Origin of the sequence: Kineococcus rubinsiae (assembly GCF_011839805.1) — a bacterium.
In the GTDB taxonomy this organism is placed as follows: Bacteria; Actinomycetota; Actinomycetes; order Actinomycetales; family Kineococcaceae; genus Kineococcus; species Kineococcus rubinsiae.
Genome location: NZ_VWPY01000033.1, coordinates 37,163 through 47,358 on the forward strand (window position 1 = coordinate 37,163; position 10,196 = coordinate 47,358).

A 10,196-nucleotide genomic window follows, 5' to 3' on the forward strand; every position below is an offset into this window, starting at 1 on the left:
CGCCCGCGGACCCGCCTCAGGCGGTCGCCGGGGCCGGTGCGGGCACGGCCGCGTCGTCGGAGAACGCGCCGCGGTAGCGGGCGGCGGGGTGCCGCTCGTTGATCCGCGCCTGGCCGAACAGCTTCTGCCGCAGCGGGCCCTCGGCGTACTCGCGCTGGGCGAGCCCGCGGTCGCGCAGGACGGGCAGCACGTGGTCGGCGAACTCGGCGAAGGAGCCGGGGATGACCCAGTTCACGACGTTGACGCCGTCGACGCCCGCGGCCTGCCACTCCTCGAGGCGGTCGGCGATCTGCTCGGGCGTCCCGACGATCCGGCTGCTCGTGGCGCGCTGGCGCGCCAGGTCGGCGACGCGGGGCTCGCGGTCGGTGATGTGCTTGCGCATCCACTCCGTGAAGCCCTTGGCGTTGTTGGCGTCCACGTCGCGCAGCAGCGTCTCCGGCGGGTAGACCCGGCCGGTGCGGTCGACGACGGCGGAGTGCGCCAGGTAGCCGTCGACGCTGATCCACTCGTCGTGCTCGGCGGCCTTCGCCTGCGCCTCCGCCTCGGTCGAGCCGATGACGAAGCTGAGGCCCTGGAAGAACTTGAGGTCGTCGTCGCGGCGGCCGAAGTTCCGCGCCAGCGCCCGGGTCTCGGCGATCTGCTCGGCCGCGAGCTTCGGCGACGGCGAGACGATGAACACCGCCTCGGCGTGGCGGGCGGCGAACGTCCGCCCCGACACCGAGGACCCGGCCTGGAACAGCAGCGGCGTGCGCTGCGGCGAGGGCGAGGGCAGGTGCGGGCCCTCGACGCGGTAGCGCTCCCCGACGTGGTTGATCTTGTGGACCTTGGCGGGGTCGGAGTAGCGGCTGCCGGCGCGGTCCTTGAGGACGGCGCCCTCGTCCCACGAGCCCTCCCACAGCTTGTAGGCGACGTCGACGTACTCCTCCGCCCACCGGTAGCGCTCGGCGTGGTCCGTCAGGCCGGGCAGCCCGAAGTTGCGGGCGCCGTTGTCCTGCATGCCCGTGACGACGTTCCAGGCGACGCGGCCGCGGGAGATGTGGTCGAGGGTGGAGATCTGCCGCGCGAACGTGAACGGGTGCGCCTGCACGATGTTCGACGTCGTCGCCAGCCCGAGGTGCTCGGTGCTGACGGCCAGGGCGCTCAGCAGCACCGTCGGGTCGTTGCTGGGGATCTGCAGGCCCTCGCGCAGGTAGACGTCGAAGTCGGCGTCCGCGTCGCCGTAGAGGCCGCTGACGTCGGCGAAGAACATCGCGTCGAACTTCGCGGCCTCCAGCAGCTTCGCGAGGTCGACCCACGTCGAGACGTCGGTGAACTCGGTCTGGTGCGCGTCCGGCCGCCGCCACTGCCCGTGCTGGATGTGGGAGGTGGTGTTCATGACGAACGCGTTGAAGTGCAGCGGGCGGGTCATCGGGTCTCCCCCGTGGTGCTGTTGCCGGTGGTGGGGCGGGCGTCGGCGAGGCGGGGCAGCGAGCCCACGAGCTCCTGCGTGTACGCCTCCTGCGGGCGCCGGAACACGTCGTCCGCGGTGCCCCGCTCGACGACGCGGCCGTCCTTCATGACGAGGACCTCGTCGCTGACGTGGTGGATCACGCCGAGGTCGTGGGAGATGAACAGGTAGCTGAGGCCCAGGCGCTCCTGCAGGTCGGCCAGGAGGTCGAGCACCTGCGCCTGCACGGACACGTCGAGCGCCGAGACCGCCTCGTCGAGCACGAGGATGCTGGGTTCGGACCCCAGCGCCCGGGCGATGGCGACGCGCTGGCGCTGCCCGCCCGACAGCCGCAGCGGCGAGCGCGGCAGCACCTCCTCGCCGAGACCGACCTGCTCGAGCAGCTCCCGGACGCGGGCCGCGCGGCCGGTGTGCCCGGCGGGCAGGCTGTCGAGCAGGATCCGCTCGACGTCCCAGCGGGGGTCGAAGGAGCTCAGCGGGTCCTGCTGCACCACGGCGATCGAGGACCGCCGGGCGCGGCGGCGCGTCTCGGGCACCGTGGACCACGCCTCGCCGAGCAGCGTCACGTCGCCCTCGTCGGGGGCCGTGAGGGCGAGGGCGAGGCGTGCCGTGGTGCTCTTGCCCGACCCGGACTCCCCCACGATCCCCAGCGTCCGCCCGCGGTGCAGGGAGAACGAGACCCCGTCGACGGCCGTGCGGCGCAGCCCGCCCGCGGTCGCGAACCGCTTGACGAGACCGCGGGCCTCCAGCAGGGGTTCCGGGGCCGGTTCGTGCCGGCGCGGCGCGGGGACCGGCGCGGCGTCCGCGCCCGGGGCGGGCGGTACCAGCCGCGTCCCCTTGGTGTGCTCGCCGGGGACGGCCGCGATGAGCGCCTTCGTGTACTCGTGCTGCGGGTCGGTGAGGACCTGCTGCGCGGTGCCGCGCTCGACGACCTCGCCGCCGCGCATCACGAGGACGAGGTCGGCCAGGCGGGCGACCACGGACAGGTCGTGGCTGATGAGCAGGATCGAGACCCCGCGGTCCTTGGTCTGCGCCAGCAGGTCGAGGACCTGCGCCTGCACCGTGACGTCCAGCGCCGTCGTGGGTTCGTCGGCGATGACCACGTCCGGGTCCAGGGCCAGCGCGGAGGCGATGAGGGCGCGCTGCCGCAGGCCCCCGGAGAGCTCCCCGGAGCGCTGTCCCGCGCGCAGCTGCGGCGACGGGACGCCCACGGAGGTGAGCAGGTCCACGACCTTGCGGGCGCGGGAGCGTCGCGAACCCCAGCCGTGCAGGCGCAGCGCCTCGTCGATCTCCGCGCCGACGGGCCGCAGCGGGTCGAGGGAGACCAGCGCGTCCTGCAGGACGAACCCGATGCCGGCACCGCGCACGCGCCGCCACTCCCGCTCGCTGAACTCCGCGACGTCGCGGCCCTCGAACTGCAGCCGCTCCGCCGTGACGGTGGAACCGGCCCCGGTCAGGCCGACCAGGGTCCGCGCCGTGACGCTCTTGCCGGACCCGGACTCCCCGACGATCGCGACGCACTGGCCGGGGAACAGGTCGAAGCTCAGGCCGGAGACGACCCGGCGGTGCGTGCCCGCGCGGGTGAACCCGACGTCGAGGCCCGCGACGCTGAACCGCGGTCGTGCCTTCTCGACGGCGAGGGTGTCCGCCGGAGACGCCTCCCGTCCGGGGCGGGTGGTGGTGGTCGGTCCGGCGTCCGCGAGGACGTCCTCGGTGCGGCTCATCGGTCGTTCCTCTCCAGGGAGGCCTGCAGGTGCTTGCCGAGGGTGGTCGCGGTCAGCGCGAGGACCACGATCACCAGGCCCGGGACGATCGTCAGCCACCAGGCGTGGGTGAGGTAGAGCCGTCCCGCGTCGAGCAGGGCGCCCCACTCCGACGACGGCGGGGCGACGCCCAGGCCGAGGAAGGAGAGGCTGGAGGCCCAGACGATGGACTGCCCGACCGAGAGCGCGAACACCGCGACGAGCGGCCGCACGGCGTTCGGCAGGACGTGCTGGCGCAGGATGCGGGTGCGGGAGTGCCCGAGGGTCACGGCCGCCTCGACGTAGGGCGAGCTCTTCGTCGCGAGGATCTGCCCGCGGATCATCCGGGCGTAGCCGGGGGCGGTGCCGACGCCCACGGCGACGGCCTCGGTCAGCGCCGACTGCCCCAGCAGGGCGACCAGCAGCAGCGCGAGCAGCAGGCTGGGGAAGGAGAACAGCACCTCCACGACCCGGTCGACGACGCTCGCGACGGGGCGCGCGGCCAGCGCCGCGAGCCCGCCGAGCAGGAGGGCCAGGGCGAGGCTCACGAGGCTGGCCCCGAAGCCGATCGCCAGCGCCGGCGCGGTGCCGTGCACGATCCGGCTGTAGAGGTCGCGCCCGGCCTCGTCGGTGCCGAGCAGGTGGTGCGGACCGGGCGCGGCGAGCGCGGAGTCCAGGTGCAGCTCCAGCGGGTCGCCCGGCGCGAGCAGGCCCGGCCACAGCGCCGACACCGCGAACCACGCGGTGAGGAGCAGGGCGACGTGCAGGCCCCAGGGGCGGGCCGCGCGGGTGCGGAACCGGGGCAGGGCGGGGGCGGAGGTCGTGGTCGTCATGACGCCTTCAGCCGGGGGTCGAGGAGGTGGTGGACGAGGTCGACGACGAGGTTCGCGACGACGTAGAGGGCGGCGACGAGCACGACCACCCCGGTGACGATGGGCAGGTCCTGGGAGTTCACGGCCGTCACGAGGACGGAGCCGATCCCCCGCCGGGTGAACACCGACTCCACGACGACGACGCCGGAGATGGTCGCGCCGAGCGCCCAGCCGGACAGCGTCACGGCCGGCAGGGCCGAGTGGCGCAGGACGTGGCGCAGCCGGACGCCGAGGTCGCCCTGGCCGCGCATGCGGGCCGAGACGACGAACGGCTGCTCCAGGGCCCGCTCGAACTCCGTGCGGGTGGCCTGCCCCATGAACCCGGCCAGCGGGACGGCCAGGGTCAGCGCGGGCAGCACGAGCCCGACGGGCCCGCCGTCGCTGATGACGGGGAACCACCCGAGCCGCTGGGCGAACAGCAGCAGCAGCAGGATGCCGAGCCAGTAGTGCGGCAGGGCCGCGGTGACCGTGTCGAGCGCCGCGCCGAGCCCGGACGTGCGGGGCCCGCGGCCGGCGGTCAGGGTCACCCACACCACCATGACGACCCACGCGAGGGCGATGGCTGTGAGCGTCAGGACGATCGTGGAACCGACCTGCTCCCCGAGGATCTGCGTCACCGGGCGGTACTGCTGGTAGGAGCGGCCGAGGTCGCCGTGCAGCAGGCCGCGCAGGTAGTCGAGGTACTGCACGAGCACGGGGTGCTGCAGCCCGTACTGCGCGTTGACGGCGGCGAGCTCCTCCGCGGTCCGCTCGATGGGCTGCCCCGCACGGGTGTTGAAGATGATCGTCGCGCGGTCGCCGGGCAGGGCGACCTGGGCGAGGAACGCGACGGTCGCCGCGCCCCACAGGACGACCACGGCCCCGGCCACGCGGGCGAGGACGCGGCGGGCGGTGCGGCCCGCGGACCGCGACGGCGGGGCCTGGGTCAGGCCCGCGTCGAGCGCGGGGTCAGTCGACGAAGTGAGCGTCATGGAAGACCGGCCCTCCCTGGGCGTTCTCCTGCCACACGCCCTTCAGGCGCGGGGACACGGCGAGCGTGCTCAGCCGGTCGAACAGGCCGATGGACAGTGCGTGGTCGGCGATGTACTCCTGCGCCCGGCCGTAGAGCGCGTTCTGCGCGTCCACGTCCGCGGTCGAGTTCGCCTGCAGGATGAGGTCCTCGAGGACCGGGTCGTTGTAGAACGCCGCGTTGCTGTAGTTCGGGGTGGCCTCGAGGTTCTGCCGCCAGTTGACGTAGAGGATCCCCGCGGTGACCGAGGTCCAGTACCCGGCGGCGATGTCGCGCTCCGCCGGCTTGCTGTACGCCCCGCCGAAGAACCCGCTCGGCGGGACCGGGATGAGGTCCACCTCGAACCCCGCGGCCCGGGCCTCCTGCTGCACGCCCTGGAGGATGGCGGCGCCGTCGGCGTCGATGATCGTGCCGGAGTTGTAGGGCAGCCGGACCGTGAGGCGCTTCCCGTCCTTCGTCCGGTACCCCTCCTCGTCCACCGCGTCCCAGCCCGCGGCCTCCAGCAGGGCGATCGCCTTCGGCAGGTCGTGGTCGTAGGTGTCGGCGGCCGCCTGGCTGTACCCGGGGGTGCTCCGGCTGACCGCGCCGTTGCCCTCGTAGGGGATGACCCCCTGGCCGATCGTCTCGACCAGCTTGCGGCGGTCCAGGCTGTAGGCGAACGCCTTGCGGACGGACTCGTCCGTGAACGGGCCCGCGACGGTGTTGAAGGACAGCTGCTGCGGACGGCCCTTGGTGACGTGCTTCAGCTCCTGGAACCCGTCGGCCCCGACCGCGGCGTAGTCGACGGCGGGGACGTCGTAGATGGCGTCGGTCTCGCCGGCGCGCAGCGACGCGACGCGGGTCGTGGGGTTGGAGACGAACCGCCAGTCGATGCGGTCGACGTAGGCGGGGCCCGCGTGCTGGGAGTTCGCCGGCCACGAGGTGTAGTCCGGGTTCTTCAGGAGCACGATCTCCTGACCGCGGTCCCAGTGGTCGACCGTGAAGGCGCCGCTGCCGATGGGCGCCTCGCAGTTCTCCTGGGCGCTTCGGGTCTCCAGCGCGTGCTGGGACTGGATGCCGAAGTAGCCCTGCGCCAGCGTGACGTCCAGGCGCGGGTAGGGCCGCGACAGGTGCAGCTGCAGCGTGTGGTCGTCGAGGGCCGTCGCGGACTCGTAGTACCCGCCGAGCCAGACCTGGGCGGTGCTGTTGCCGCCGTTCATCCAGTAGTCGACGTTGTAGGCGACCGCCGCGGCCGTCAGCGGCGTGCCGTCGGTGAACTCCACCCCGCGCTTGAGGTCGAACGTCCAGGTCAGGCCGTCGGCGGAGGTCTGCCAGGACTGCGCCAGCCACGGGACGGCGCGGCCGTCGGTGTCCAGCGACGTGAGGTCGTCGAGGACCTGCGTGGACAGGTAGGCCTGCTCGATCCACCCGCCGAAGACGCAGGCGGGTTCCTGCTGGTGGCCGTAGACGATGGTCCCGCCGGTCAGCGGCTTCGCGTCGGCGGCGGGCTGGACGGCGCGGCCGCCGCTGCCGGCGCACCCGGCGAGCAGGACGGTCAGGGCGGCCGTGGCCGCGAGCGCTCGGGGGGTCCGGCGGGGGCGGCGGCCGGGGCGGGGCCGGCCGTCCGAGGGGGTGCGGGGAGGTCGGGAGGGCATGCGGGAGGGACTCCTGGCGGCGGGCGTGCGGCGGGCGGAGGAGGGCGTGCGGGAGTGACCCGGGAGTTCCGGGGGAGCGGGTGGTGCGGTGTTGCTCGGTGCCGGTGGGTGCGCGTCAGCGCGGACAGACCGCGCTGTCGGTGCGCTGCAGGTCGATGTGGCGACGCGCGGTCAGCACCGTCCCCTGCGGGATGGGTGGTTCCGTCATGGGGAACTCCTGGTTCGAGGCTCCGCAGAGCCGCACTTGCCGGACGCCTCGTCCGGCCGGGTCGTCACCTGGGGCACCCCGCCGCGGGGGAGGGTTGCCGGACAGCGAGCCAGGGCTTCGCGCTGTCACTCATGACCTGTGAATGAAACTAGGGGGGTTCCGCGGGAGGTGTCAACCGGTGGCCGGTCATCCCCCGCGGAACCCGTCAGTCGCGGCACCCCCGTGCGGGGGGGCTCCTCACTCGACGTCGACGAACACCGGGTTCGTGTAGCACCAGAGGTCGTCCCACGGGTCGGAGTCCCCGACGCGGTCGACGCGCGGGTGCCCGTCGGCGTCGGCGTGGCGGCCGTCGCTGCCGCGGAACCGCACGTACAGCGGGTCGGCGACCCCGCGCAGGGTGGTCGTGAACCGCTGGCGGCCCGTGGCGCGCGGCGACACCTCGAAGCTCTCCACGACGCGCGTCCCGGGCGCGGAGAACAGGTCCCGGTCGGTGTCGGCCACCCGGCCCGTGACCGTGCCGACGATGACGTCCCAGCGCGCGGAGCGCGGGACCTCGCCGCCGCCGTTGGGGGCCGTGGCCGGGTCGATCAGCAGTTCCACCTCGACGTCCCCGCCGCGGCGCACGGTCGTGCGGGCGCCGAACGTCACGCCGGGGCCCTCCCCGCCGGCGCGCACGCGGCCCTCGACGGCGCGCACCAGGCCGCCGTGCACGACGAACACCCGGCCGTTGCGCAGACCCGCCATGACCGAGCGGTAGTCGCGGTGGTCGGCGCCCACGACGGTGCGGCTGTAGAACCCCGGCGCGAAGTCGACGTAGCCGTGCTGGACGCGGCCGGTGTCGACAGGCTGCCCGCGGTGGCCGTGCTCGAGGTAGTGCTCGCGGCTGGGGTTCCCCACCCGCCAGGTGTCCCCGGTGTCGAAGTGGTTGTCGGAGTTCGCGGTCACCCACCACGGCAGGCCCTCCGCCAGCAGCGAGTCCCACACCCCGCCCATGCGGGCGGTTCCGGCGTCGAAACCCCCCCACGTCCGGTACTGGTCGCGGTCGTAGCCCGGGAACGACAGGGGCCCGGGGCTCTCGTCGTACTGGCCCCTCCCCCGCGCGCGGCTGCGCGGTGCGGCGAGGGCGGCGGCCTGGTGGCCCGGCGCGCCCTCCCAGCCGACGAACACCCCGGGCGCGGCGTCGCGCCAGCCGCGGACCTTCGACGGGGAGACGCGGCCGGTGCGCATGGGGTGGTTGGACAGCACGAGCGCCTCGTCGACCGTGCCCCGGCGCAGCTCCTCCACGAGCCACGCGAGCGCGTCGAGGCCGAGCTGCTCGGCCGCCGGACCCGCCTCGTAGGAGTGGTGGATCAGCCGGGGGCCGGTGGGGTTCTGCACGGCCGCGACGACGTCGCCGTCGAAGCGGCGCTCGAACGCCTGCAGCAGCTCGGGGGTGCGCTCGTGGTTCGGCGCGATGACCGTCGCGTGCTCCGCGCCGGGGATGTTCCACTCCATGCCCTGGAACACCAGGACGGGGTGGTCCTCGCGGGCCTGCGCGATGAGCGGCGTCTGCAGCGCCACCGACTGCTTGGCGTGGTCGGGACCGCCGTGGTCGGTGAGGACCATCCAGTCCAGACCGCACTCGGCGCCGCGGCGCACCTGGTCGTCGACGGAGTACATGGCGTCGCGGGAGAACATCGTGTGGATGTGGTGGTCCCCCGCGTACCAGGCGAACTCGCGGGCGTCCCCGTCGCTGCTCACGGGGTCGACGAACGGCGCGGACTGACCCTCGGAGTGCACGGGCCACAGCCTGCCAGGACTGCGGGACCGCCCGCCCGCTGGCCCGTCCCGACTAGACTCGCTCGCTGTGACCATGCCGCTACCGGAGCCGGAGAGCGTCGCGCCGCGCGCCCGCCGCGCGCCCCGGCGGCGGCTCGAGGACGCGCGCGTCGCCGAGCTCCCCCCGCGGTGCCGGGCCACCCCCGCGGACGGTGGCGGCACCCCCGGGGGCGAGGCGTCCGGGCCGCTGCTGGACGTGCCCGACCCCACGACGGGCAGCGTCCTGACCCGGGTGGTCGACACCGGCCCGGTCGAGGCCGCCGCCGTGCTCGGCCGCTGCGCCGCGAGCGCCCGGGAGGGCTGGGCCTGGCTCAGCGGGGAGGACCGCGCGCGCCACCTCTACGCGCTCGCCGACGCGCTGGAACCGGCCGCGCGCCCCCTGGCCGTCACGACCGCGCTGGTCGCGGGCCGCCCCGTGCGCGACGGCCTGGACGTCGACGGGCCCGCCCTGCTGGACGCCGCCTTCTCGGCCGCCGGGTGGGCGGACAAGCTCGCCGCGGTGGGGGTGCGCCCGCGCCCGGGCGGCGTGGTCGTCGTCGTCGCCACGTGGCGGACGCCCGCGGCCCGGCTCGCCGCCGCGGTCGTCACCGCCCTGGCCGTGGGCTCCGGCGTCCTGCTGCGCGCTCGGCCCGCGGCGGCCCCGCTCGCCCTGCGGCTGGCCCGGGCCTGCGAGGAGGCGGGCCTGCCCGCGGGCCTCGTCGGCGTGGTCCCCGGCGAGGACCCGGACGCCGACGCCGCGCTCTGGGACGCGAGCGACCTCGTCGCCGTCGTCGCGGACGGCCCGGCCGCCGACCTGCGGGAGCTGGCGCTCGACCTCGCCGACCGGGGCACTCCGCTGCTCGCGCAGCCCGACCCGGCCGGGGTCGACGTCGTCCTGGCGGGCGCCGACCTCGACGCCGCGTGCGCCGCGGTGCTGCGGGCCGTCGCGGGCGGGGCCTGGCGGCGACCGGGGGGTTCCCGGGTCCTCGTCGCCGAGACCCTCGCCGCCGGTGTACTGGCCCGCCTCACCGAGGGCGCCGCGTCCCTGCGGGTGGGGCACCCGCTGAACCGGGCGACCGACGTCGGGCCGTGCCCGTCGGCGGAGGCGGCCCGCGCGGCCGCGAGCGCCCGCACCCGTCCCGCCGCCGTGCCGGCCGACCTGCCCGAGGGCGGCTGGTGGGCCCTGCCGGGCGTCCTGGTCGCGGGGCCGCGCACGCCGGCGCCCCCGCCCGGCCCCCTGGTCGGCGTCCGGACGCTGAAGACCGAGGCCGAGGTGCCCGCCCTGCTGGTGGGCGCGGGTGAGGTCACCGTGTGGGGCGGCCGCCACGGCCCGGGCCCGCACCGGGCGCCCGGCTCCGCGGGCCTCGACCTGCTGCGGGCGCTCGGTGGCTGAGCCCGGCGGCCGTCCCGCCCTGCGGCCGCGGGTGCGCCGCGGTGGCGACGACGTGAGCGCGGGCGTCGCGGGGGCCGCCCGCGCGGCTGCCGCG

At 75.3% G+C, this 10,196-nt stretch carries 8 protein-coding genes and 1 riboswitch; of the genes, 1 reads left to right on the forward strand and 7 read right to left on the reverse strand.

The features are described from left to right. Positions 1–16: 16 nt before the first annotated feature. The 7 genes from F1544_RS15400 to F1544_RS15425 form a co-directional block, all read right to left on the reverse strand. Positions 17–1,408, reverse strand: coding sequence for an NtaA/DmoA family FMN-dependent monooxygenase (locus tag F1544_RS15400; RefSeq protein WP_167586920.1), 1,392 nt, complete (start codon positions 1,406–1,408; stop codon positions 17–19). Beyond that, complete coding sequence (locus F1544_RS15405; RefSeq protein WP_167586922.1) at positions 1,405–3,171, reverse strand: dipeptide ABC transporter ATP-binding protein; 1,767 nt, start codon at positions 3,169–3,171, stop codon at positions 1,405–1,407. The genes F1544_RS15400 and F1544_RS15405 overlap by 4 nt, the downstream gene beginning before the upstream one ends. Beyond that, positions 3,168–4,022: an ABC transporter permease gene (locus tag F1544_RS15410; RefSeq protein WP_167586924.1), complete on the reverse strand. Its 855-nt coding sequence runs from the start codon at positions 4,020–4,022 to the stop codon at positions 3,168–3,170. The genes F1544_RS15405 and F1544_RS15410 overlap by 4 nt, the downstream gene beginning before the upstream one ends. Continuing rightward, positions 4,019–5,032: an ABC transporter permease gene (locus tag F1544_RS15415; RefSeq protein WP_167586926.1), complete on the reverse strand. Its 1,014-nt coding sequence runs from the start codon at positions 5,030–5,032 to the stop codon at positions 4,019–4,021. The genes F1544_RS15410 and F1544_RS15415 overlap by 4 nt, the downstream gene beginning before the upstream one ends. After that, positions 5,010–6,704: an ABC transporter substrate-binding protein gene (locus F1544_RS15420; RefSeq protein ID WP_167586928.1), complete on the reverse strand. Its 1,695-nt coding sequence runs from the start codon at positions 6,702–6,704 to the stop codon at positions 5,010–5,012. Before F1544_RS15420 ends, F1544_RS15415 begins: the two co-directional genes overlap by 23 nt. A gap of 115 nt (positions 6,705–6,819) precedes the next feature. Then, the gene (locus F1544_RS26855; RefSeq protein ID WP_373368087.1) at positions 6,820–6,912 is read right to left on the reverse strand and encodes a putative leader peptide; all 93 of its coding nucleotides are present in this window, start codon (positions 6,910–6,912) and stop codon (positions 6,820–6,822) included. A gap of 27 nt (positions 6,913–6,939) precedes the next feature. Continuing rightward, positions 6,940–7,049, reverse strand: a riboswitch (SAM riboswitch). 100 nt (positions 7,050–7,149) lie between these two features. Then, positions 7,150–8,691 (reverse strand): PHP domain-containing protein, encoded by a 1,542-nt coding sequence (locus tag F1544_RS15425; RefSeq protein ID WP_167586930.1) that lies wholly within the window; start codon positions 8,689–8,691, stop codon positions 7,150–7,152. Between the two features lie 73 nt (positions 8,692–8,764). Here F1544_RS15425 and F1544_RS15430 point away from each other — a divergent pair, with 73 nt between their 5' ends. Then, the gene (locus F1544_RS15430; protein WP_244308765.1) at positions 8,765–10,102 is read left to right on the forward strand and encodes an aldehyde dehydrogenase family protein; all 1,338 of its coding nucleotides are present in this window, start codon (positions 8,765–8,767) and stop codon (positions 10,100–10,102) included. The last annotated feature ends 94 nt before the right edge of the window (positions 10,103–10,196 follow it).

Coding starts and splice junctions, on each gene's coding strand:
- F1544_RS15400 (WP_167586920.1), bottom strand. CDS start 1,408: ATGACCCGCCCGCTGCACTTCAACGCGTTCGTCATGAACACCACCTCC.
- F1544_RS15405 (WP_167586922.1), bottom strand. CDS start 3,171: ATGAGCCGCACCGAGGACGTCCTCGCGGACGCCGGACCGACCACCACC.
- F1544_RS15410 (WP_167586924.1), bottom strand. CDS start 4,022: ATGACGACCACGACCTCCGCCCCCGCCCTGCCCCGGTTCCGCACCCGC.
- F1544_RS15415 (WP_167586926.1), bottom strand. CDS start 5,032: ATGACGCTCACTTCGTCGACTGACCCCGCGCTCGACGCGGGCCTGACC.
- F1544_RS15420 (WP_167586928.1), bottom strand. CDS start 6,704: ATGCCCTCCCGACCTCCCCGCACCCCCTCGGACGGCCGGCCCCGCCCC.
- F1544_RS26855 (WP_373368087.1), bottom strand. CDS start 6,912: ATGACGGAACCACCCATCCCGCAGGGGACGGTGCTGACCGCGCGTCGC.
- F1544_RS15430 (WP_244308765.1), top strand. CDS start 8,765: ATGCCGCTACCGGAGCCGGAGAGCGTCGCGCCGCGCGCCCGCCGCGCG.